The organism is Lysinibacillus fusiformis, from assembly GCF_016925635.1.
Taxonomy (GTDB): domain Bacteria; phylum Bacillota; class Bacilli; order Bacillales_A; family Planococcaceae; genus Lysinibacillus; species Lysinibacillus fusiformis_F.
Genome location: NZ_CP070490.1, coordinates 2,616,877 through 2,638,623 on the forward strand (window position 1 = coordinate 2,616,877; position 21,747 = coordinate 2,638,623).

Below are 21,747 nucleotides of genomic sequence, written 5' to 3' on the forward strand. Positions count from 1 at the left end.
TGACGTCTTTTTTTATAGTTTTGTGAATAAATGATAAGTAAGAAGAAATAGAAAGGATGCCACTACGATGTTTCGTCTCTTTTTATTTTTAGTAAGTTATGGCTTAATGATCCTCTCAGTAGGGAATCTCATATTGTATTTAAATTACCGCACACTAGGTTATTCATGGAAGGTTGTTTTCAAGTTTATTTTTCAAACAACAGAATTTTATATGGCGGTAGGAGCCTGTATTATCATCTGTGCAGTTGTGCTTGATCTAGGCTTTGATCGATCCTCAGACAAGCCGTAAGTTTAGCGACGTGCGCGACCAAGACCCATGGCATCTTCCATACGTTTTAATGTAGCACTAGCAATCGCATTCGCCTTTTCAGCACCTTCATCTAGAATGACATCTAATTCGGATGATTCTACTAGATGATAGAATTTTTCTTGAATAGGTGTTAGGTGTTCAATCACTGCTGTTGCTACACCTTGCTTGAATCCACCATATCCAATTCCCTCATATTTTTTGACTAAATCTTCAATCGCTATACCTGAAATAGCCGATTCGATTGTCAATAAATTTGAAACGCCTGGTTTATTTTCCACATCAAATGCAACGATACCGTCAGAGTCTGTAACGGCTGATTTAATTTTTTTCTCAATTTCTTTCGCCGTATCTAATAAACGGATTGTCGCTTTCGTATTTGGATCTGATTTACTCATTTTCTTTGTTGGCTCTTGTAAGGATTTAATACGAGCGCCTGCTTTTGGTAGTTGAATTTCTGGAATCGTTAAAACATCACCAAAGCGTTTGTTAAAGCGTTCTGCTAGGTCACGAGTCAGTTCGATATGCTGCTTCTGATCATCGCCGACAGGAACAATATTTGTGTTATAAAGTAGTATGTCTGCAGCCATTAAAGGTGGGTATGTTAAAAGAGCAGCAGATACGCTTTCTTTACCGTGTGATTTTTCTTTAAATTGTGTCATGCGTTCTAGCTCTCCGATAGACGCAACACATTGTAACATCCATCCTGCCTGAGCATGCGCTGGCACCTCTGATTGGATGAATAACGTAGATTTTTTAGGGTCAATGCCCGTAGCAATATAGGTAGCAGCTAGCTTACGAATACTTTCTCGTAATTCTTTAGGGTCCTGTGCAACAGTTATGGCATGTTGATCAACGATACAATAAACCGCATTTCCTTCATCTTGTAGTGCAGGGAATTGCTTGAATGCTCCTAAATAGTTCCCTAAAGTTACGATACCTGTAGGCTGTACGCCAGAAAAAATAGTTGTCATTAAAATTTCCTCCTCGAATTCAAATTCTGTGACAATTGTCAGCAGCGTTACCTTCATCTTTCAATCTGTTTGATGAAGACAAAAAAACATCATGCGTCCTCATTAGATTTTTTCTAATGAAGGGACGAATGATGTTTGAATCCGCGGTACCACCCAGCTTGCCTAAAAAGGCCACTCAGCTTCGTAACGTGAAGGGACGAGCTTTGCTATTAGCTTTAAGAAGCGTTCACAAAGCTAACTCGGAAGTCCATTCCACATGCCTCCACGATCTGTTTGCAGCAACCACAGACTCTCTATACGTGAATTAGCATATGTACTACTCTTCGTCAGCGTTTTTCTCAATTTAAATTGTTCAAATTGATTTGATTGCAAAGAATTATATTATAAAGATTTCTTTATGTAAAGTCAGACTTTTGACGGTGTTTTTTTTCGAGAAAAAATTATATGCTTTTTTTGTTATGTAATTTTGTTATAAATATAAATTTTTTTATTAAAATATTGTTGAGGTGTACACGTCGAATTGACAATTTTCTCGTTTATTTTTCTTAAATGAGAACAAGTAAGATAGATGTTTGGATGTTTAAAATGCTTGAAAAGTGGGAATGGTAGTAGTAGCACATAAGTTTGAAGAAAATACACTACATTAAAAAGCTGTATAAATAGACAGAATATTTAGGGATAGGTTCAGACTTTTTTTATTGGAACTATATTCAAATACAGCGGAGTACTGTATAATGGTACTGTGTATTTTACATTACATTAATTCTAATTTAACACACTGGTTCTGGTTTATAGATAATGATTCGAAATGAAAGGATGTGTCAGAATGATCGTAACCCTATTTACATCACCAAGTTGTACCTCTTGTCGTAAAGCGAAAGCTTGGTTAGAGGAGCACGAAATTCCATATACAGAACGTAATATATTTTCTGAACCGCTCAGCATTAGTGAAATAAAAAAAATTTTACGTATGACAGAAGACGGAACTGATGAAATTATTTCTACTCGTTCAAAAATATTCCAAAAATTAAATGTGGATGTTGAAAGTTTACCATTACAACGTTTATATGAATTAATTCAGGAATATCCTGGCTTATTACGTAGACCAATCATTTTAGATGAAAAACGTCTACAGGTTGGCTACAATGAAGATGAAATTCGTCGTTTCTTACCTCGAAAAGTTCGAGCATATCAATTACAAGAAGCGCAACGAATGGTGAATTAAACCTTTCTATTCTGAATAATATATGTAATAGATGTTACAGATGTGGAATGCATGTTGTGACATCTTTTTTTTATGTTTTACTTCTGTAAAACCTTCTATATGAAGTATAATAATTAATAGGGAAAAGTCATATATTTCCGTAAAAGTATGTTAAACTTGATTTAAGTTAAATAGTTTACTACAATTTCAATAATTCAAATATCTTCTGTGAAACGGTGTATATCCTTTTCATTTTATGACAGAACAGCATACAATAGAGTTAGAGACAACTGTGAATACAAAAATTCATGTTTACGGTTACTCGATGGTTTTACTGTAGTGTGGTCAAAGGTTGAAAAACAAATGCAGTATGAAGGTTAAAAACAAAGAATAAAAGCATACTAATGAAACAAAACTGTTTTTCGACATATGACAGTGAAGGGAGATGAGGTCTAGTGGACATCGAACGTGTAAATGAAAATACACTCAAGCTCTTTATTACGTACAATGATATAGAGGATCGCGGCTATAGTCGTGAAGAAATTTGGTACAATCGAGCAAAGGGTGAGCAACTTTTTTGGGATATGATTGATGAAGTAAACACGGAGGATTATTTTGATGTAGAGGGTCCGATTTGGATTCATATCAATGCATCTGAAGTTGGCTTAGAAATCATTGTCACACGTGCACATATTTTAAAAGACGGTGAAACATTAGATGGTCATTCGAATTTTGATGAACACAAAGATATGTTTGCACCATTCGATGAAGTTGGAGAGGATCTTCTTAGCCAACTAACTCAATTTGGTGACATGGATGAGTCAGAATTATTTATGGATACAGACATTTATGTTTATAAATTTAAAGATATTGATGAGTTAATCCCTGTCGCAAAACGAATGACAGACGAATTAGTGGATTCCTCATTATTCAAATATGAAAATTGGTACTATCTAGTTGTTGATTTCGGAAACGCAGATGAGGATTTAAATCGTCATGATAGAAATGCAGTTATCAAGGAATTTTTAACACCATCTAATTTTACAATTCATCGTCTAGAGGAGTACGGTGAAAAAATTATGGAATTCAATTGCTTTGAAACAGTTCGAAAATACTTTGCATAAGCAATGAATCACCTAATTATTTTAGACTGTAGTGAAACTCGTAAAAGAATCGAGTTTTGCTACAGTCCTTTTTTATGCGTTCAACATCATGGATTTTTGAATAAGGTCGCATTTTTAAAATTTCAAGAAAAAACGGCTTTATTTTTGTTCGTGCAACCCAATTCTATTATAGTTGGCTAAAAAGGAGCTGATTATATGCTTATTGCCTATAACAATCAACAGCAGCTATTTCTCCCATATCAATATACGAGGAAAGCTTTACAGCGATATAGGCGGCAGATGAAATTTTTTTGTCCTCAATGTTTGGAACAAGTTCAATTGAAAATAGGTAACTATAATATTCCCCACTTTGCCCACTTCACTAAAAATCAATGTTCACAGCTATTCGCAGAAGGTGAATCTAAACTACATTTACAAGGTAAAATGCAATTATATGAGTGGTTCAAAAAAAATGGACATCAGGTGGAACTAGAGCCATTTTTAAAGCAGCTTTCTCAGCGCCCTGATTTGCTCGTTACAATCGATGAGGGGCATTTCGCAGTTGAATTTCAATGTAGCACAATCTCTCATGAAAAATGGCATCAACGAACAATGGGCTATGAAAAAAACGATATACAAGCAATTTGGCTTTTTCAAACTCCTCAAAGCAAAGAAGCAATCAACGGCATCAGAAAAATTAGAATCTCCCCATTGCTGCAAAAAGCATTTATAACAACGACAACAGATTTGCCTTATTTACTGACGTACAACGCGGTGACAGCCCATTTTATTTATTGGACGAATCTTCTTCATGTTCACGGGCATACTTTCATAGGCAAAGTACAAAAAATTCCGGTCAATCAACAGCATTTTCCTTTTTATATACCAAAGCGTATTACCAAAGAAGAATTTCAAAGCTATTGGCAGCTCTATAAACAGACTTGTAGGCAATTTGCGTATAGTCGTCTTTTACATAATAAGAAGGGGGCACAAGATCCATTTTTACGCAATTGCTATGAATTAAATCTTTCTCTTACTGCTATGCCGCCATACATTGGTATTCCAGTGCAAGAAGGAGCGTCTATCTCTTTATTCACGAGTGAATGGCAAACGATGCTGTTGTATTTTAGTAAACAATTAGGGTGTCAACCATTTGAATTAACCAAGCATCAGATTAAAAATTTTTTATGTCAGCATCAGCTAGAAATAACCGAACAAGCAGTAAGAGCTATTCAAAATTATGGACAACTTCTTCAGCGAATGAATCATGAAGATGGTTCACTAGATAATTGTGAGCAAGTCTATGTACATTTATTTGCAATTGCCACAATATACTGAGAAAATATGAGAGTAAAAGGAAAAAAGCACATATAAAGGGGGCTGGCATACATGGCTAGTAACAGTAATCAGGTTTTGGTTAGAAAAGAAGTACCAGAAGAATTAACATGGCGTTTAGAGGATATCTTCGCAACAGATGCAGCTTGGGAAGAGGAATTGAAGGAGGTTGCAGAGCTTGCTAAACAAGCACCTAGCTATGCAGGTACTTTAAATAATGGGGCAGAGGCATTATTAGCAGCTTTGCAGTATCATGATCATATATATGAACGTGCAATGAAGCTCTACACATATGCTCATATGCGCTATGATCAAGATACGACAAATAGCTTTTATCAAGATATGAACAGCCGTATTCAAACATTGGCAACGAGTATCTCAGCTGGCCTTTCCTATTTAACGCCAGAAATTTTATCATTAAGTGAAGAAACGATTGAAGGCTACTTAACAGAAAATCAAGACCTACAACTATATAAGCAATCATTAAAAGAAATTACGATGGCACGTCCACATGTATTACCAGCCGAACAGGAGGCATTGCTAGCGCAAATGTCTGAGGTAACAGGTACAGCTTCGAATACATTCAGCATGTTAAACAATGCGGATATGGTTTTCCCTCATGTGAAAAATGAAGAGGGGGAAGAGGTACAACTTACGCATGGTAACTATATCAAGTTTTTAGAGAGCAAGGATCGCTCAGTACGTGAAGGCGCATTTAAAGCTATGTACGAAACATATGGCAAGTTTAAAAATACGTTCTCGGCAACGCTAACAGGTAACGTGAAGAAGCATAATGTGAGTGCACGTATTCGTCATTATGAATCTGCACGACACGCAGCCATGTCTAATAATTTTATTCCAGAAAATGTCTATGATCAACTGGTGGAAACAATTCATAAGCATTTACCAGCTATGCAACGTTATATTTCGTTGCGTAAGAAATTATTAGGTGTAGACGAATTGCATATGTGGGATTTATTTGCGCCACTTGTTAAAGAGGTGGAAATGAAGGTCACTTATGATGAAGCGAAAGATATTTTAGTAAAAGCTTTAGCTCCATTAGGGGAAGAATATCAAAACATCGTCCAAAATGGACTGGATAACCGTTGGGTCGATGTTTTAGAGAATAAAGGGAAGCGTAGCGGAGCCTATTCATCAGGCGCCTATGGTACGAATCCGTATATTTTAATGAATTGGCAAGACAACGTGAACAATCTATTTACTTTAGCACATGAATTTGGCCATAGTGTTCATAGTTATTATTCACGCAACAACCAGCCATTTGTTTATGGAGATTATTCTATTTTTGTGGCAGAGGTTGCTTCTACATGCAATGAAGAGTTATTAAATGACTATTTACTGAAAACAATTGATGACCCTCAACAAAAAATATACTTATTAAATCATTGGTTAGATGGTTTCAGAAGTACTGTATTCAGACAAACCATGTTTGCAGAGTTCGAACATCTTATTCATCAAATGGATAAGAATGGTGAGTCATTAACAGCAGATCGTTTAACAGAGGTTTATTATGAATTAAACAAAAAGTACTTCGGTGATGATATGGTGGTAGATGAGGAAATTGGCTTAGAATGGGCTCGTATTCCACACTTCTACTATAATTACTATGTTTATCAGTATGCGACTGGTAAATCAGCCGCTACAGCATTGAGTAAACAAATTTTAGAGGAGGGTGCACCAGCTGTAGAACGTTATATTAATAACTTCTTAAAAGCAGGATGCTCTGATTTCCCTATTGAAGTATTAAAGGCAGCAGGCGTTGATATGAACGTAGCTAAGCCAATTGAAGATGCTTGTAAAGTATTTGAAGAGCGTTTAAATGAATTAGAAAAATTATTGTTGAATAATTAATTAAAAGGGCTGGAGAAATATTCCTACAGCCCTTTTTCTGTTAGCGTGCGAGTGATTTGAAATGAAAGAATAATGATTTTTTTTGATTTCTAAATAGTTTAAAAGTGTGCATCTTGGAAAAATACTGTTTGTAATCGCTTTCTATTTGACAAATTTGTGAATCTAGTATTGGTTTCATTGCTAAATATATTATTCCATGATAGAGTAATTCTTGTGAAATAAATCACAAAACAAACATACACCCCTTTGTTTGAACGTGAACATTTCTCCCATCCCCTTTGTGAAAAAGAAGCGTCTCTATCGGTCGAGGATAGAGGCGCTTCTTTGTATTTTGCGTTATCTTGAAAAACAAAACCATCCCTAGAATTTTTGTGAAAGGTAAAAATGGAAGTCCATTGCAGGCTACTTGCTTTCCTGTCAGCGAGCGCCGAAAACGTTAACTTTTTAGCGATTTCCAAATAAGGAGAAGGCGTATACTACTCATTTTGGAGAGGTGTTGTCACTCATCGCTTCTCCACTGTTAGTATGAAGGAAAAGGAAATGACACTTTTTCAGCATGGTAGATAGCGTCACAGAGGAGACGCATTGAGTGAAGCAGCTCATCGGACGTCTCCTGGAAGGACGCTGGCGGAACGGAAATCAACCCTTCACCTTGTCAAAAGGTCTTTTACTGCTATTGACATGATCTTTTTTCAACAACATGAAAGGGACTCCATCATGATGATTGGAGTCCCTTTGGTTTATTGTATTATTTAAGACGCCATAACGTAGCGTGAGTAGTTTGGATTCGTTCGAGCTTTTGTTGCAGCATGCGTTTCTTTAGTTCACGCTCTGCTGCTTGCTCTGTTAATGAATAGATAAAAGCTATTTCGTTTGTAGAAAGAGTATGGAATTTAGAAAATAAGTCCTCTATTGATGGTAATGGCTGACGGACAAGCTGTTCGTTCAGCATTTCTTGTAAAATATGTTCATAAACTTCATAGGAATAGCTACCACTAACTTTTAGTCCCTCATCTTCAATACATTCATTGAAAAATACGATACTTGGTACTTCTTCCACTTCCATTTCGCGTTTAATATATAAATCGCATTGGAAAGCACGTGCTGCCTCCTTTGAACCAAAGTCAACAGTAAACTCATTCATATCGAGTTGAACATCCTCAGCTATTTTTAAAAGCGTTGCATAGGAGTTTACATCTTGATGACTTAATAATACATATTCTTGTAGTTTTGATAAATAACGTGCACCTGCACGTTTCCCCTGTAATTCAGCTGCTTTAATAGCGATAGAAGGTAAAACAGGGTGATTAATATCAAGTTCGATTCCTGAGATACAACCTTTGACACGTTTACTTAAGCAGTTTAAAGAAGTAAGTTCTGTGCTTAAAACAAAGCGCCATGTGAAGTAATGGTTGTATTCAAGTTGTAATTTACGAAGAGTTGCTTGCATACTGAAAGCTTCAGGGCAAAGTGGATCTACGAAAATATACAATTCAATTGGCTTGTTTGCAGTAGAAATCGTTGGCGTTGGCTCTTGCAACATTTGAATATTATTCACGTAACAATTCCCCCTCATCGTCATTTGGCGTATTAACCATGTGATGAGCTGTTAATACTAAACGTTGATAATAAGTTTCACGGAACTTCCCTTCCAAACCTACCTCATCCATTGCTTCTGACATACACTCTAGCCAAGCTTGAGCGCGGTCAGGTGTAATAGGAAAATTCATGTGACGTGCACGCATCATCGGATGTCCATGTTCTTCAGTAAAAAGATTTGGTCCACCTAAATACTGTGTTTGAAATTGAATTTGTTTACGGGCTGTCTCTGTTAAATCCTTTGGAAAGATTGGAATAAGATCAGGATGCTGAGCAACTCTTTTATAGAACGCATGAATGAGTTCTGACAGTTTTTCAGCTCCCAGCTCCTCATAAGGAACAGTGTATTTTCTACTCATAAGTTATATGCTCCTTTAATTCTTTATATCGTAAAGTACCACTTTGTATACTTCATCCTCATCAAAATGTGAAATTCTTGTGACTACCTTCATTCTATCAACGTCTTTTCGTTAACACAAACAAAGAGCTCTTTCGAATTGCTGTTCGCTACAAAAGCACAAATTTCACCACAATGGGTGAAATTTGTTGGAAAAAGCATAGATAACAGGAAAGATGCGATTACACTGTAAAGTAATTCATCACTTTTTTGACATAATTCTGTGTTTCTTTAAAAGGAGGGATACCTCCATATTTTGTAACACGAGATGCGCCAGCATTGTAGGCAGCTAATGCTAGAGTAGGGTCATTATTAAATTTATCTAGCATTTGACGCAAATATTTTGCTCCAGCCATAATATTCTGCTCTGGATCAAAAGCGTTCGTCACACCTAAATATTGTGCTGTTGTGGGCATGAGTTGCATTAAGCCTTGCGCTCCCGCATGGCTCACTACGGTTGGATTAAAATTAGATTCTTGCTTGATAACAGCTGCAATAAGCTTTGCGGGTATCTGATAAGTAGCAGCTGCTTTTTCAATAATGGCTGTATATTCATTTGCACCTGCTAGTGAGTTGGCATAAGCTGTAGAACCTATTACATCGTCCGAAACATAGGAATCAAGCTTTGTATTAGCATATGTGTTTGCTAATGCTTGTTTGACTGATTCAGGTATAAACACAGCATTAGAGCCTTTGTAAAGTAAGGATTCTAATGTACCTTGTTCCGAAGTAGCCAGTTGATTGACGAAATTTGAAGTATTTGATGTGCCTGAAGCAAGCAAGCTTGCTAATTTGGCATTACTTGCTGTCGAAGTTTCTCCTAATAATTCGTTAATCATGTCAGAAAAAATAGAATCATTGTCTGTCAAATTGTTTGTTGATGAACCTTCACTAGATCCAAGTGTTTGCAATGCCTGAATTTCAAGTAAAGATTTTAATGATTGAATATCCAAGGAGTCAGACACCTTCCTTTTTATACTTTTATAAATTTTGTGCTTTTAGTGCTTTCATAAAACGGGCAATTTTTTTATCAGTAGCCTGCTTTTCAATACCATATTGCTGTAAAAATTCGTCGAAAATTTTATTTCCTTTTATTGCATCTTTTGCTTCATATTCTACCTCATAATCGTCGCACTGCAAATAGAAAGAATGATCAAAAACAAGAAGCCCCTCTTTGTATGGAATTTCGACACGATCTGTAGTGAGTGAACCAAATACATGCAATTGTTCTAAAGGAATCCGGTGGAGAGCTAATCTTTTAGCTACCTCTTGAGCATAAAATCCTTTGCCATCTAACATTTGCTGCGCCTGTATTGCTGTTATTTCATCCGTTGTTTCAAGGTGTGCATGCTCGGCATTTTTTTCTTTGAGCGTACATTCGTAATAATCATCAATTTGTCTAATACGAAGACCACTTTGTAGTTTGCGAATGGCTTGATTAGGTGTGTCGAAATAATGATTTGTTTGACGGTGAATAGCATTTTGGCTAATGTGGAAGTCTTGTAATAATTGCTCGTATTGTTGTTTTGTTAATAGATTTTTAAATTCAATTTCAATTTCTTGTGTCATTTATCGTCACCTATTTATTTTTTATTTTTCATCCGTTGTTTCGCTTGATTTAATATTTACACACTGCAACTATTTACCCTGTGTGCTAAAATAAGAGGAAGAGTACAACGAAAAGGGGAACCGCACGTGCGTAAAATTTATACAATAGAAACATCGAACTTTGAACAAGATCAACTTCATTTTAGTTTAAACGACAATGAAGTAAATTTACAGTTAAAACCTGCTGGACAACTCATTGCAGATTCAGATGATTTTGCATTTATTTATTTACTTGATGCAGGTGACGACTATCATTACTTGCGTTTTCCACCGAGTAGTTGGGAAAATCTTGTACATATTTTACAAAAAGGGAAAAATCCATTACTACGAATTGGTGAAGAAGCGATTGAGCTGACAAATTTCTACGAGGAATTGGAAATGCTCGTGTATAATATTGAAGGAAATTACAATTATGGGGCAGAATTTGTCCAAGCAGTGGAGCAGCACTTCAAGGCAATTCTCGCTGAATAGAAAGACAAAACGAACAGACGGTGGTGTTCGATACCGAATGTCGGGAGGTTTTTACAATGGGACAATGGGAAATATTTTTAAGTCCTTATAAACAAGCAGTAGATGAATTAAAAGTAAAATTAAAAGGCATGCGTTCGCAATTTGGTATTGTTAATGCCAATTCACCAATTGAATTTGTCACAGGACGTGTTAAGCCTTTAGCAAGTATATATGATAAAACGTTAGAAAAAGGATTAGCTTTTGAGCCTTCTAAACAACTTGGTGATGAACTTGGCGATATTGCTGGCCTTCGGATTATGTGTCAATTTGTTGATGATATCGCAACGGTAACAGAGCTTATTCGTCAGCGAAAAGATATGCGCGTAGTGGAAGAACGCGATTATATTACACATAATAAGCCTAGTGGTTATCGCTCCTACCATATGATCGTGGAGTATCCTGTTGAAACGATTCAAGGAAAAAAAGTAGTATTGGCGGAAATACAAATCCGAACACTGGCCATGAATTTCTGGGCATCAATAGAGCATTCTTTAAATTATAAATATAAGGGCATGTTCCCAGAGGAAATTAAGAATCGCTTGCAAAGTGCTGCAGAGGCAGCATTTCGGTTGGATGAGGAAATGTCATCCATTCGTAGTGAGATTCAAGAGGCACAGGCCTACTTTAGCGAATATAAAGAAGCATCGAATCCTAATTTACTAACAGAGAAGGAGCGTGACGCACAATGAAATTTTCGATTCAATCACGTAGAGATGCACAATCCAACGAGCTGATGGAACTTGCTAAAACCTATTTACAGGATTTTGGCTTAACATATGATGAAGAGACGCCAGAAATCGTTGTTTCGATTGGAGGAGATGGCACGCTTTTGCATGCCTTTCATCGCTACTCTCATTTATTAGACCAGGTAGCCTTTGTTGGTATTCATACGGGCCATCTAGGGTTTTATGCGGATTGGAAACCATCTGAATTAGAAAAACTAGTTTTGTCCATTGCTAAAAAGGATTTTAATGTTGTGGAATATCCACTGCTAGAAGTAAAGGTGGAGCATCATAATGCCGAATCAAATACGTATCTGGCTTTAAATGAAGCAACAGTCAAATCGCCAGATGTTACACTTGTGATGGATGTTGAATTAAATGGCAATCAGTTTGAACGTTTCCGTGGAGATGGACTTTGTGTATCCACTCCTTCTGGGAGTACGGCTTACAATAAAGCACTTGGTGGAGCCATCATACATCCCACATTAGCGGCACTCCAAGTCACTGAAATTGCCTCAATTAATAACCGTGTTTTCAGGACAGTAGGATCACCATTAATCTTGCCAGCACACCACCATTGTGTGTTACGTCCTGTAAATGAACAGAATTTTAATATGACTGTTGATCACTTGCAAATTACGCAAGGTGATGTCAAAGCCATAGCGTTTAATGTAGCAAATGAAAGAGTACGTTTTGCCCGTTTCCGACCATTCCCATTTTGGGAGCGAGTGCATGAATCGTTTGTCGCAAATGAATAACATGGATACAAGCTTTACATTGCAATTTATGGCTAAGAAAGATGGCCAATTATTACGAGAAGCTCTACAAGAGTGGCGTATTTCTAAGCGAGCCCTAACCGCTATTAAGTTCGATGGTGGCATGTTGACTGTGAATGGTGTCGAACGTAATGTGAGGCATATCCTGCAAGCTGGAGATTGTGTGAAAGTGACGTTTCCTCCTGAAGTAAAAAGTGATGGTCTTGCTGTCGAGCATGGCGATTTGACCATTGTCTACGAGGACGATGCCATTTTAGTGCTCAATAAGCCAGCACACCAAAGTACGATTCCCTCACGTGAGCATCCGACCAACAGCATTGCTAATTTAGTTTGTGGCTATTTTCAGCAGCAAGGATTGGCCTCTACGGCTCATATTGTTACAAGGCTAGACCGAGATACATCAGGCTTGCTTTGTATTGCTAAGCATGCTCATATTCATCATTTAACAGGTCTAGCTCAGCGTAATAGGGAAATTTCAAGACAATATGAAGCGATTGTCCATGGACATGTCGAACACAATTTTCAATCGATTATAGCTCCAATTGGACGTAAAGAAGCCAGTATTATTGAAAGAGAAGTACGAGAAGATGGCCAATATGCGCATACAGATGTAACGGTTCTAAAGCACTTTATAGTTGATGCTGAACCAATGTCACACGTACGACTTCAATTGCATACAGGGCGTACACATCAAATTCGTGTGCACATGTCGCATCTTGGGCATCCACTTGTTGGTGATGACCTTTATGGTGGTAGCCGTCATCAGATTGATCGACAAGCACTACATTGTGTATCATTGAGTATGGAACATCCTTTAACGAGTGTGCCATTACACTTTACATGTATGCTAAATGATGACATGCAAAGGTTACTGAAGGAAGCTTATGCATAAATTTTTGATAGAAGGAGATGTTCGCACAAACGAGCATCTCCTTATCATTTTTTGATGTAGATTGAGCTGGTGACTTTCTTCACGAGGGAGATCGTTAACAGTTGTCACATGTCGTATGATTTGAGGTCGAGAGCTAGGGGAAAATTGGACGTATTGTTTATCTGTGCGTCAGCGATAATTATCTTGAGGCGAAAGGATATAGTAAGTAGATTATTTTTACACCTAATTCATAACAAAGTGACAAAGGTAAGGTATAGTAAAATAGAAATCGTTATGTTTTTAGGCGTATTATTGAAATTTATAAAATTCTGCCCAGTTACTCATGAATATAACTTAAAAAAGGGTTTGCAGAAAAGGTACAATACACTCTATTATATAGAAGGTAGATTTACGGCATTGCCCGTAAAATGATTGAAAGCTCGGAAGGAGGGGACAAGCATGATAGAGGAAAGAAATGAAAAGGATGATGTGCAATTTGATGAGGCACATCTACGAGAAATGCTAGAAGCACATGATATTGACGCATTCCGTGATGAGTTTTTAGAACTTCATCCATATGATCAGGCAACGTTTTACGAAAAGGTGGAACCTGATATAAGGAAGATCATCTATTCGTTCTTGTCTCCGACAGAAATGGCTGATATTTTTGAGGCAATCGATATCGAAGATGATGAGTATAAAGCATATCTAGCTGAAATGGATCCATCGTACGGTGCAGAAATGCTTTCTCATATGTACGCAGATGATGCGGCAGATGTCTTAAATGAACTAGATACGGCACAGCGCGAAAGCTATTTGGAAATGATGGATGAAGAAGCGGCTGAAGATATTAATGAGCTACTAAGCTATGATGAATATACAGCTGGTTCTATCATGACAACTGAATACGTCGCTATACCAGAAAATTCAACAGTACGTTCAGCAATGGCCATTTTGCGTAAAGAGGCACCCGATGCAGAAACTGTTTATTATATTTTTGTAGTGGATGAAGAGCATCGTCTGACGGGTGTCATATCATTACGAGATTTGATTATTGCAGACGAGGATACACTTATTCGTTCCATTATGAATGAACGTGTCGTGATGGTACATGTGGGTGATGACCAAGAAGAAGTCGCACAAATTATGAAGGATTATAATTTCTTAGCGACACCTGTTATTGATGATAAAGGGGAATTACTTGGTATTATCACGGTTGACGATATTATTGATGTAATTGATGAAGAGGCTTCTGAGGATTACTCTAAATTAGCCGGTATTTCGGATATGGATAAATTTGATGTAACACCATTCCAAGCAGCAAGAAAACGTTTGCCTTGGCTAGTGGTTCTACTGTTTTTAGGTATGTTAACAGCTAACCTAATGGGCCAATTTGAGGATACTTTAGATAAGGTTGCCTTACTTGCAGTCTTTATTCCCTTAATTTCAGGAACGTCAGGAAATAGTGGAACACAGGCATTAGCCGTGGCGATTCGAGGGATTGCAACAGGAGACGTAGAGGAACATAGTAAATTCAAGTTACTCTTACGTGAAGCAGGTACTGGCTTAATGTCAGGCGTTGTTTGTGGATTAATTGTGATTGGGATCGTTTATTTTTGGAAACATGAACTTGTCCTAGGTATGTTAGTAGGAGCAGCACTTTGTGGTTCCATTTTAGTGGCGACTTTAGCAGGTTCATTTATACCATTGTTAATGCATCGACTAAAAATAGACCCTGCTGTTGCATCAGGACCTTTTATTACAACTTTAAATGATATTACAAGTATTTTAATTTACTTGGGCTTAGCGACAGTTTTTTTAAGCCAAATAGGCTAAGAACCAATTTGCTTACTTTCGCATATTGTATGGAAAAAAGGGAAGTGAGTAAAGTGGATCAAGAACCACGCTTGTTTATAAAGTCACCATCATATTTTTTGAATATTTCTAAGGTGTTACATGAACTTGATTTGGATGAAAGTACATCTGTATATGTAAAGGACAATATGTTCGATGAGCAAACGGCTGAAGAAAAAAATGATACAGTAGATGATGTACAAATAGATCCGTATTTACTGAAACAGCTCCAATTTTTAGAAAAGCCATTTCGTCAGAGAGCCTATCAGCCATTATTAGTTTGTTTAAAGGATGGTAGAAAATTAACTGGTACTGCTTCAGATGTACAGAGTGATTCTTTAATGCTTACATCATTAGAATTAAAAATACAGGAAATCATTCATTTTGAAGATATACAGCAAATACTTTGGCGTGGAAGAAAATTGCCAACATTATAAAAAAGGTGTACAGCAGGGGATGCTGTACACCTTTTCATGTTGCTGAAAAAAGAAAATGGCACTAGCACACCTTCGCCTAATTTGGAAATCCATTTCTCCTTTCACAAAAATTCTATGAATGGTTTTGTTTTCCGATACCATAAAAAAGATGATGTCAACGGCAGAAAAAGCAACTTTACAAGGTGAGGGGTTGATTTCCGTTCCGCCAGCGTCCTTTCCAGGGGGCGTCCGATGAGCCGCTTCACTCACTTCCGTTCGCTCCAGGGTCTCCTCTGTGACGCTATGAACTGCACCCAAAATATTGGACTTGAAAAATTTAATATAGGGGGTGCAGTTAGTGATTTCTGATGAACAAAAGTTAGCCGCAGTTCTAGCTTACATTGAAGAAAAGGAAAGTACGTATCAGATTGCCAATAGATTAAAGAGGGATCGACAGTACATTCGATTATGGATTGAATTATATCGATATCATGGCGTTGAAGGAATTATTCGTCCTCAAGGGTTCACGAATTACGAAGATTCTTTTAAAATAAAAGTAATTCAACACCTGATAGAGACGGGCGATTCGCTCCTTCAGACTGCTGCCAAGTTTAATATTCCTTCTCGTGAAACCATTCGGAGATGGAAAAAACAATGGATGTCTAAGGCTGGAGAGGCGCTCTATCAAATAGAAAAGGAGCACCAATCAATGCCAAAAAAACAACCACCTTCGTCCGATTTAAATGAAAAAACAACGGAAGAGTTAAAAGCGGAAATTGAGTATTTACGGATGGAAAATGCCTATTTAAAAAAGTTGAAAGCCTTAGTTCAAGAAAAGGATGCCTTCACATCCAAGAAAAAGTGAGAGCTGTGTATGAGCTAAGGCTGGAATTTCCACTTCAAGCTCTATTAAAAGTCGCGAAACTTAAGAAAAGTACGTATTATTATCATCTTCAAAAATGGGTAAAACCAGATAAATATCAGGCGATTAAAGAACGAATCCAGACACTTTTTCATCACCATAAGGGGCGTTATGGCTATCGTCGTATTTGTCTTGCCCTCCGAAATGAAGGGATTTTCATCAACCATAAAACGGTCCAACGATTGATGAAAGAATTGGGCTTAAAAGGGACAGTACGCCCTAAAAAATACCGTTCGTATAAAGGAACGGTGGGCTATGTCGCAGAGAATGTCTTTCAACGTGATTTTGAAGCCACTGTACCCAATCAGAAATGGGTAACCGATGTCACAGAGTTTAAAATAAATGGTCAAAAAATCTACGTATCGGCTGTATTAGATTTATTCAATCGAGAGATCGTTGGATATGAGGTATCAAAATCACCTAATTTTGAGTTAGTTCAACAGTCTTTTAAAAAGGCGTTTACGTATACAAAGTTATCGAAAAAGAGTGGCTTAATCATTCATTCTGATCAAGGATGGTTATATCAAATACCACGTTTTAAAGCGTTATTGGCAACGCACGAAATCAAGCAAAGTATGTCACGGAAAGGAAATTGTTTAGATAATGCCGTGATAGAAAGCTTTTTTGGTATTCTGAAATCAGAATTTCTGTACACAACTACGTTTAGAAACTACGGAGAATTCAAAAAAGCGTTGGTAGACTATATCCACTACTACAATCATGAACGGATAAAAATAAAACTCAACGGAAAAAGTCCCGTTGAGTATCGAAAAGCTTCGTAAAAAAGTTTATATTTTTGGGGTCAGATCACTAAATCCCCTAGGAGTGACGCTGGCTCCACTCCAATCAACCATTCTGCAAAGTGTCTTTACTTTTTTTCATAGTAGAGTAGCGATCAAATAGCACATTATCTGTATTTTTAATGAGTGACAACACCTCTTAATAAAGAGTAGTGAACAACTTCACTTTATTGAAAAACTTTTCTAAAAAGGTAACACTTTTGTAGGTTGGAGTGGAAGGCTACTTGAATCACGTGGGATAGCGAGACAGGCGAGCCACTGCACGAAGCGGCTCGACGCTCACCCACAGGAAAGCAAGTAGCCTGCAACGGAAATTCATTTCTACCTTTCAATTGACAATTTTGTTTTTCAACACTAAGAAAAAAGTGTACAGCAGAGGATGCCGTACACTTTTTTTATGTGTGTGTGTCAAAGGTGAAAGAATTAGTCACAAATCCCTAAGTCAACATCAGCGATACATTGTACAGCACAGAAGCAAGATAAGTCTACAGTAATACAGCTATCAGTTGAGCTCCAGTCATCTACTTTACAGATTTTCTTCATGTTTATACAACAACCGTCTTTGCTTAGTAAGTCTACTGTACTTTCACTAGAGTCAAATGTACATAATGGCTCTAAAACACGTAAAGTAGCACAGCATTCATCAAACATATCTTCTACGCGGAAGAATACGGATGTACAAATGCAAGGATCTGCTGTTGGAGAGTTAAAGAATGCTTTGAAAGGAGTACCATCTTTCGTAATTAACATGAATACACGTGTATCTGCTTGAGAGCGTGCAGGACTAACAATCCCACCTAGTGGCTCTAAGAAACAGTTAGCTGTACATGGAGAACACTCATCTCGCACCGCTTGATTTTGAATATCTAAAATAGCGCGAACTACGTCACAAACGCAGCCTGCTGAATGGATTGGTCCAATAGGATTTGTTGGCTTACCACAACCCATATTGTCACCCCCTTTCCTTGTTACTACTTCTACAATATGTACTTTTGAAAACTGGACTCGGGCTTTTGTGTATATCTTTGAATGAATAGTTTTTTTATGTGTGGAGAAACTGTAAAGAAAAGGAGGGTAAAACTTGAGGCTACTAGGAATGACGTTACCGCTCTTAGTTGTTTTATCGCTGTTAAATGGTTGTGCTGAAAAGGAAAAATTTATTGTCTATGGGTCGCCGCAAAATGAAAGTGAAGTCGAAGCCCTTATAAAAGAAGAAGACTATGTTGATCGTTCGACGGTTATCCAATATGACGATAGTATGCTTGTTGCAGTACAAATTGAACCATGGAAAAAGTGGAAAAAGACTAAGCTAGAGAAAAAGTTGCAAAAAAAATTTGAAGAGAAATATCCAAACAAGGATGTGTTTGTCTCCGCTGATTATAAAATTTTTTATGAAGCCAATAAAATAAAAAAGGATCAAGTGGAAGATAATAAATTGAGCGATAAAATTACAGAACTAATAGAGCTTGCAAAGGAGGAGACATAAATGGAAAAAGAGCAATATCAACAGTTAGAGCAAAATGTTACACCCAAGCCCCCTTATTTAAAAAATATAGCAAAAGCCTTTTTCGTTGGCGGTTTTATTTGTGCAATTGGTCAAGCTGTGTCTCTTTTTTATATTATTTTCTTCAATTTTACGGAGGCAACAGCAGGAAATCCAACTGTTGCAACGATGGTATTCTTTGCCATGATTTTAACAGGTCTTGGTCTTTATAAAAGAATTGGTCAATTTGCTGGAGCAGGATCGGCAGTACCAGTAACAGGCTTTGGGAATGCCGTTATTTCGGCGGCTATCGAGCATCGTTCAGAAGGGTTAGTATTGGGAGTCGGCGGAAATTTATTTAAATTAGCAGGGTCGGTTGTTTTATTTGGTGTAGTGTCCGCGTTTTTTGTAGCGCTTATTAAATACATCCTTGTGACGATAGGAGTGGTTTCATGGTAATTGTATTTCAATCGAAGCCCTCTCTTTTAGCAGGTGGAGTGGTAGCAGGTCCTTTAGAGAATCGGAGTGTTTTTAGTCAATATTTTGACTCTGTTTATGATGATGAACGTTGGCAAATGAAAACAAATGAACAGGGGCATCGCAAAATGATCGAAGAAGCCTGTGAATTTGCTATGAAAAAATTGGGCGTACAAAAAGGTGATATCGCCTATTTGATGGGTGGGGACTTAGTCAATCAAATGACACCGACTAATTTTGCCGCTAGAGATTTAGAAATCCCCTTTATTGGACTATTTTCGGCTTGTGCCACATCAGTATCTTCAGTCATTATTGCATGCCTGTTAACAGAGTTAGGTGCTGCTAATTTTTCATTAGCAGGTGCCTCCAGTCAACATAATGCAATTGAACGTCAATTTCGTTATCCCATCAATTATGGAGCGCAAAAACCACAAACAGCTCAATGGACTGTAACCGCTGCTGGATATGCACTAATTGGGAAGCATCGCGAGGAGTATCCTTCAATAGAAGCGGCAACAATTGGCAAGTCCGTTGATTATGGTATGGATGATCCTTTCCATATGGGTGCAGCGATGGCACCAGCTGCCTTTCAAACGATTCAATCTCATTTACAACAAAGAAACCAAAAAATTTATCATTACGATTTAATTTTAACAGGTGATTTGGGACAGCTTGGGTTAAAGCTATTGAAAGGAATGCTTGTTGAAAATGGCGTGAAAAATGAAGAGCTCACGTTATTGCGTGATGCAGGTGCCGAATTTTATGGACAGGATGAAGCATTCCAGTCGGGTGCAAGTGGAGCAGGCTGTTCAGCAGCTGTTTTTTTTAGTTATGTTATTCAACAAATGCGTGCAGGGAGCTATAAGCGTGTATTACTAGTAGCAACAGGGGCGTTATTATCTCCTCTGTCCTATCAGCAAGGCGAGACAATTCCATGTACGGCACATGCAATAGAAATTACGATGAAATGAGGCAAAAAACATGGTTATGACATTTGTATTTGCATTTATTGTTGGAGGCATTATTTGCGTCATAGGCCAATTATTAATGGATGTTGGCAATTTAACACCAGGGCATACACTAAGTACGTTAGTTGTCCTCGGTGCCATATTAGATGGTATGGGTTTATATGAGCCACTAATTAATTTTGCTGGAGCAGGAGCTACAGTACCCATTACATCCTTCGGGAATTCATTAACCCATGGTGCCCTAGCAGAGGCAGAGAAGCATGGACTTGTTGGCGTATTAACAGGCATGTTCGAAGTAACAAGCTCAGGAATCAGCGCTGCTATCGTGTTTGGCTTTATTGGTGCATTAATATTTAGACCAAAAGGAAATATTGACTAGACGAATACCCCTCCCATTTTTACGACCGAAACATATTATAGGTTGTAGAAGGGAGGGGTGCTTTTATGGGATACCAAGGCTGGGGCTCACAACCGTATGGAACTAACGTTGGTGGGTGGAACAATAGCTATTGCGGAGGATACTCTGGAGGCAACAACAACTATGGTTATGGTTCTACATTTGTTCTAATTGTTGTACTATTCATTCTATTAATTATTGTTGGCGCTACTTACATCTAATTTGATGAACATAATAAAGGCTTTAGCTTTTATTTAGGAAATGCTAAATAAAAGCTAAAGCCTCCACCATTTGCGAAATGTTTCGTGCAAGATGCAAGGTCATATTGAGTTTTAATGATAGGAGGGAAAACATGCATCGCTCGTTTTTTAATTCGATTGAGAAAAAAACAGGTGTATCGATGGATGAAATCTTCGCATTAGCCAATGCCATTCAACATGCGGATTTTACCAGTGAAAAACAAGTAAGAAAAATTGTACGACGTGTTGCTAAAATATCTAACAGATCGATTACGCAAGAGTTAGAAGATAAATTAGTACAATCTATTATTCAAGATGGCGCATCACTAGATTTAGATAAAATCACTAGAATGATGAAGTAGCGCATGGCATATCTACTTGGCAATGCTGCTTGTTACGATAGAGTAGATAAATGGTGGCAAGCGAATTCGTCTCTTAAAAAAGGGGTGTTACGACATTGTAAATATCGTAACACCCTTTCATTAAATGTTTTTCTCCATAGCACGGTGTGGAATACCTGCATCCATAAACTCAGGTGAGGTAACTGTAAAGCCTAGCTTTTCGTAGAAGGGAATAGCATAGCTTTGTGCATGAAGTTTTAAGGTTTTTTTATTGATAGAAATGGCATGCTTCTCCATTTCCCTCATGATTAAAGCGCCCAATTTTTTGCCACGTTGAGATTGTAAAATACAAACACGTTCAATTTTAGCTGTTTTGTTGTCAATACTGCGTAAACGTGCTGCTCCTACAGGCTCATCGTTATCATACATAATGAAATGTGTTGCAGTTGCATCCTCAGCATCACATTCTAGATGAAGCGGAACACCTTGCTCTTCAACAAACACTTTTTTGCGAATAGCAAAGGCATCATCGTGTTCTTGCTTTGTTTCAACAATTTTTACGTTATACAACA

At 37.5% G+C, this 21,747-nt stretch carries 26 protein-coding genes and 1 other annotated feature; of the genes, 18 read left to right on the plus strand and 8 right to left on the minus strand.

Annotation, left to right across the window (positions count from 1 at the left end):
• Positions 1 to 67 precede the first annotated feature (67 nt).
• Positions 68 to 289 (plus strand): YuzI family membrane protein, encoded by a 222-nt coding sequence (locus JTI58_RS12740; RefSeq protein WP_016994330.1) that lies wholly within the window; start codon positions 68 to 70, stop codon positions 287 to 289.
• A gap of 2 nt (positions 290 to 291) precedes the next feature.
• Here the strand turns inward: JTI58_RS12740 and trpS are convergent, their stop codons facing one another.
• Entirely contained in the window at positions 292 to 1,281 is a 990-nt protein-coding gene (gene trpS, locus JTI58_RS12745) for a tryptophan--tRNA ligase (RefSeq protein ID WP_205441368.1), read from the minus strand.
• Positions 1,282 to 1,398: 117 nt separating this feature from the next.
• Positions 1,399 to 1,620, minus strand: a binding site (T-box leader).
• A 490-nt stretch (positions 1,621 to 2,110) separates the two neighbouring features.
• Between trpS and spxA the strand changes: the two genes are divergently transcribed.
• The 4 genes from spxA to pepF all read left to right on the plus strand — a co-directional run bounded on the left by spxA (position 2,111) and on the right by pepF (position 6,795).
• Complete coding sequence (gene spxA, locus JTI58_RS12750; RefSeq protein WP_025116803.1) at positions 2,111 to 2,506, plus strand: transcriptional regulator SpxA; 396 nt, start codon at positions 2,111 to 2,113, stop codon at positions 2,504 to 2,506.
• Between the two features lie 434 nt (positions 2,507 to 2,940).
• Positions 2,941 to 3,609 carry an adaptor protein MecA gene (gene mecA / locus JTI58_RS12755; RefSeq protein ID WP_004227456.1) on the plus strand — a complete coding sequence of 223 codons (669 nt, stop codon included), beginning with the start codon at positions 2,941 to 2,943 and terminating at the stop codon, positions 3,607 to 3,609.
• 195 nt (positions 3,610 to 3,804) lie between these two features.
• Positions 3,805 to 4,926 carry a competence protein CoiA gene (locus JTI58_RS12760; RefSeq protein WP_205441370.1) on the plus strand — a complete coding sequence of 374 codons (1,122 nt, stop codon included), beginning with the start codon at positions 3,805 to 3,807 and terminating at the stop codon, positions 4,924 to 4,926.
• 51 nt (positions 4,927 to 4,977) lie between these two features.
• Complete coding sequence (gene pepF, locus JTI58_RS12765; protein ID WP_205441372.1) at positions 4,978 to 6,795, plus strand: oligoendopeptidase F; 1,818 nt, start codon at positions 4,978 to 4,980, stop codon at positions 6,793 to 6,795.
• 748 nt (positions 6,796 to 7,543) lie between these two features.
• Here pepF and JTI58_RS12770 read toward each other — a convergent pair.
• The 4 genes from JTI58_RS12770 to JTI58_RS12785 form a co-directional block, all read right to left on the minus strand.
• Positions 7,544 to 8,353 (minus strand): DsbA family protein, encoded by an 810-nt coding sequence (locus JTI58_RS12770; RefSeq protein ID WP_205441374.1) that lies wholly within the window; start codon positions 8,351 to 8,353, stop codon positions 7,544 to 7,546.
• Entirely contained in the window at positions 8,346 to 8,753 is a 408-nt protein-coding gene (locus JTI58_RS12775) for a globin domain-containing protein (protein ID WP_004227447.1), read from the minus strand. Before JTI58_RS12775 ends, JTI58_RS12770 begins: the two co-directional genes overlap by 8 nt.
• 220 nt (positions 8,754 to 8,973) lie before the next feature.
• Complete coding sequence (locus JTI58_RS12780; RefSeq protein ID WP_205441376.1) at positions 8,974 to 9,744, minus strand: lytic transglycosylase domain-containing protein; 771 nt, start codon at positions 9,742 to 9,744, stop codon at positions 8,974 to 8,976.
• 28 nt (positions 9,745 to 9,772) lie between these two features.
• Positions 9,773 to 10,360 carry a CYTH domain-containing protein gene (locus JTI58_RS12785; protein ID WP_205441377.1) on the minus strand — a complete coding sequence of 196 codons (588 nt, stop codon included), beginning with the start codon at positions 10,358 to 10,360 and terminating at the stop codon, positions 9,773 to 9,775.
• A 126-nt stretch (positions 10,361 to 10,486) separates the two neighbouring features.
• Between JTI58_RS12785 and JTI58_RS12790 the strand changes: the two genes are divergently transcribed.
• The 6 genes from JTI58_RS12790 (at position 10,487) to JTI58_RS12815 (ending at position 15,569) form a co-directional block, all read left to right on the plus strand.
• Positions 10,487 to 10,870, plus strand: coding sequence for a UPF0738 family protein (locus JTI58_RS12790; protein WP_205441398.1), 384 nt, complete (start codon positions 10,487 to 10,489; stop codon positions 10,868 to 10,870).
• 56 nt (positions 10,871 to 10,926) lie between these two features.
• Positions 10,927 to 11,598 (plus strand): GTP diphosphokinase, encoded by a 672-nt coding sequence (locus JTI58_RS12795; RefSeq protein WP_205441400.1) that lies wholly within the window; start codon positions 10,927 to 10,929, stop codon positions 11,596 to 11,598.
• Positions 11,595 to 12,389 (plus strand): NAD kinase, encoded by a 795-nt coding sequence (locus JTI58_RS12800; RefSeq protein WP_205441402.1) that lies wholly within the window; start codon positions 11,595 to 11,597, stop codon positions 12,387 to 12,389. Before JTI58_RS12795 ends, JTI58_RS12800 begins: the two co-directional genes overlap by 4 nt.
• Entirely contained in the window at positions 12,364 to 13,299 is a 936-nt protein-coding gene (locus JTI58_RS12805) for an RluA family pseudouridine synthase (RefSeq protein WP_205441404.1), read from the plus strand. The genes JTI58_RS12800 and JTI58_RS12805 overlap by 26 nt, the downstream gene beginning before the upstream one ends.
• Positions 13,300 to 13,737: 438 nt before the next feature.
• On the plus strand, positions 13,738 to 15,114 hold the full coding sequence (gene mgtE / locus JTI58_RS12810; RefSeq protein ID WP_205441406.1) for a magnesium transporter: 1,377 nt from the start codon (positions 13,738 to 13,740) through the stop codon (positions 15,112 to 15,114).
• Between the two features lie 53 nt (positions 15,115 to 15,167).
• Positions 15,168 to 15,569: a hypothetical protein gene (locus JTI58_RS12815; RefSeq protein ID WP_243456009.1), complete on the plus strand. Its 402-nt coding sequence runs from the start codon at positions 15,168 to 15,170 to the stop codon at positions 15,567 to 15,569.
• Here JTI58_RS12815 and JTI58_RS12820 read toward each other — a convergent pair.
• A complete protein-coding gene (locus JTI58_RS12820) occupies positions 15,564 to 15,818 on the minus strand; it encodes a hypothetical protein (RefSeq protein ID WP_205447568.1) in 255 nt (84 codons plus the stop codon). The genes JTI58_RS12815 and JTI58_RS12820 overlap by 6 nt on opposite strands.
• 130 nt (positions 15,819 to 15,948) lie before the next feature.
• Between JTI58_RS12820 and JTI58_RS25235 the strand changes: the two genes are divergently transcribed.
• Positions 15,949 to 17,252, plus strand: a protein-coding gene (locus JTI58_RS25235; protein ID WP_431844410.1) for an IS3 family transposase whose coding sequence is annotated in 2 segments (ribosomal slippage) — positions 15,949 to 16,374 and positions 16,377 to 17,252 — 1,302 coding nt in all. Because the reading frame shifts where the segments join, the coding sequence is not laid out codon by codon here.
• Positions 17,253 to 17,693: 441 nt separating this feature from the next.
• Here JTI58_RS25235 and JTI58_RS12835 read toward each other — a convergent pair.
• Positions 17,694 to 18,218 (minus strand): CotY/CotZ family spore coat protein, encoded by a 525-nt coding sequence (locus tag JTI58_RS12835; RefSeq protein ID WP_004230953.1) that lies wholly within the window; start codon positions 18,216 to 18,218, stop codon positions 17,694 to 17,696.
• A 133-nt stretch (positions 18,219 to 18,351) separates the two neighbouring features.
• Here JTI58_RS12835 and JTI58_RS12840 point away from each other — a divergent pair, with 133 nt between their 5' ends.
• The 6 genes from JTI58_RS12840 (at position 18,352) to JTI58_RS12865 (ending at position 21,196) form a co-directional block, all read left to right on the plus strand.
• The gene (locus tag JTI58_RS12840) at positions 18,352 to 18,756 is read left to right on the plus strand and encodes a YhcN/YlaJ family sporulation lipoprotein (protein WP_243456013.1); all 405 of its coding nucleotides are present in this window, start codon (positions 18,352 to 18,354) and stop codon (positions 18,754 to 18,756) included.
• Positions 18,757 to 19,212 (plus strand): stage V sporulation protein AC, encoded by a 456-nt coding sequence (gene spoVAC, locus JTI58_RS12845; RefSeq protein ID WP_205441410.1) that lies wholly within the window; start codon positions 18,757 to 18,759, stop codon positions 19,210 to 19,212. It abuts the gene before it with no gap.
• Positions 19,206 to 20,201, plus strand: a complete 996-nt coding sequence (locus tag JTI58_RS12850) for a stage V sporulation protein AD (protein WP_205441412.1) — start codon at positions 19,206 to 19,208, stop codon at positions 20,199 to 20,201. The genes spoVAC and JTI58_RS12850 overlap by 7 nt, the downstream gene beginning before the upstream one ends.
• A 16-nt stretch (positions 20,202 to 20,217) precedes the next feature.
• Positions 20,218 to 20,577: a stage V sporulation protein AE gene (gene spoVAE / locus JTI58_RS12855; RefSeq protein WP_205447265.1), complete on the plus strand. Its 360-nt coding sequence runs from the start codon at positions 20,218 to 20,220 to the stop codon at positions 20,575 to 20,577.
• A 65-nt stretch (positions 20,578 to 20,642) separates the two neighbouring features.
• On the plus strand, positions 20,643 to 20,816 hold the full coding sequence (locus tag JTI58_RS12860; protein ID WP_205441421.1) for a YjcZ family sporulation protein: 174 nt from the start codon (positions 20,643 to 20,645) through the stop codon (positions 20,814 to 20,816).
• A 131-nt stretch (positions 20,817 to 20,947) separates the two neighbouring features.
• Positions 20,948 to 21,196 carry a stage VI sporulation protein F gene (locus JTI58_RS12865; protein WP_141904781.1) on the plus strand — a complete coding sequence of 83 codons (249 nt, stop codon included), beginning with the start codon at positions 20,948 to 20,950 and terminating at the stop codon, positions 21,194 to 21,196.
• Between the two features lie 120 nt (positions 21,197 to 21,316).
• On the opposite strand, the gene JTI58_RS12870 is transcribed toward JTI58_RS12865, so the two are convergent.
• Positions 21,317 to 21,745: a GNAT family N-acetyltransferase gene (locus tag JTI58_RS12870; RefSeq protein ID WP_205441423.1), complete on the minus strand. Its 429-nt coding sequence runs from the start codon at positions 21,743 to 21,745 to the stop codon at positions 21,317 to 21,319.
• Positions 21,746 to 21,747: the final 2 nt, after the last annotated feature.

What these genes read in the sequence shown, in the direction of transcription:
- JTI58_RS12740 (WP_016994330.1), top strand. Translation starts at nt 68, where the DNA reads ATGTTTCGTCTCTTTTTATTTTTAGTAAGTTATGGCTTAATGATCCTC.
- trpS (WP_205441368.1), bottom strand. Translation starts at nt 1,281, where the DNA reads ATGACAACTATTTTTTCTGGCGTACAGCCTACAGGTATCGTAACTTTA.
- JTI58_RS12760 (WP_205441370.1), top strand. Translation starts at nt 3,805, where the DNA reads ATGCTTATTGCCTATAACAATCAACAGCAGCTATTTCTCCCATATCAA.
- pepF (WP_205441372.1), top strand. Translation starts at nt 4,978, where the DNA reads ATGGCTAGTAACAGTAATCAGGTTTTGGTTAGAAAAGAAGTACCAGAA.
- JTI58_RS12775 (WP_004227447.1), bottom strand. Translation starts at nt 8,753, where the DNA reads ATGAGTAGAAAATACACTGTTCCTTATGAGGAGCTGGGAGCTGAAAAA.
- JTI58_RS12785 (WP_205441377.1), bottom strand. Translation starts at nt 10,360, where the DNA reads ATGACACAAGAAATTGAAATTGAATTTAAAAATCTATTAACAAAACAA.
- JTI58_RS12795 (WP_205441400.1), top strand. Translation starts at nt 10,927, where the DNA reads ATGGGACAATGGGAAATATTTTTAAGTCCTTATAAACAAGCAGTAGAT.
- JTI58_RS12800 (WP_205441402.1), top strand. Translation starts at nt 11,595, where the DNA reads ATGAAATTTTCGATTCAATCACGTAGAGATGCACAATCCAACGAGCTG.
- JTI58_RS12805 (WP_205441404.1), top strand. Translation starts at nt 12,364, where the DNA reads ATGAATCGTTTGTCGCAAATGAATAACATGGATACAAGCTTTACATTG.
- mgtE (WP_205441406.1), top strand. Translation starts at nt 13,738, where the DNA reads ATGATAGAGGAAAGAAATGAAAAGGATGATGTGCAATTTGATGAGGCA.
- JTI58_RS12835 (WP_004230953.1), bottom strand. Translation starts at nt 18,218, where the DNA reads ATGGGTTGTGGTAAGCCAACAAATCCTATTGGACCAATCCATTCAGCA.
- spoVAC (WP_205441410.1), top strand. Translation starts at nt 18,757, where the DNA reads ATGGAAAAAGAGCAATATCAACAGTTAGAGCAAAATGTTACACCCAAG.
- JTI58_RS12850 (WP_205441412.1), top strand. Translation starts at nt 19,206, where the DNA reads ATGGTAATTGTATTTCAATCGAAGCCCTCTCTTTTAGCAGGTGGAGTG.
- spoVAE (WP_205447265.1), top strand. Translation starts at nt 20,218, where the DNA reads ATGACATTTGTATTTGCATTTATTGTTGGAGGCATTATTTGCGTCATA.
- JTI58_RS12860 (WP_205441421.1), top strand. Translation starts at nt 20,643, where the DNA reads ATGGGATACCAAGGCTGGGGCTCACAACCGTATGGAACTAACGTTGGT.
- JTI58_RS12865 (WP_141904781.1), top strand. Translation starts at nt 20,948, where the DNA reads ATGCATCGCTCGTTTTTTAATTCGATTGAGAAAAAAACAGGTGTATCG.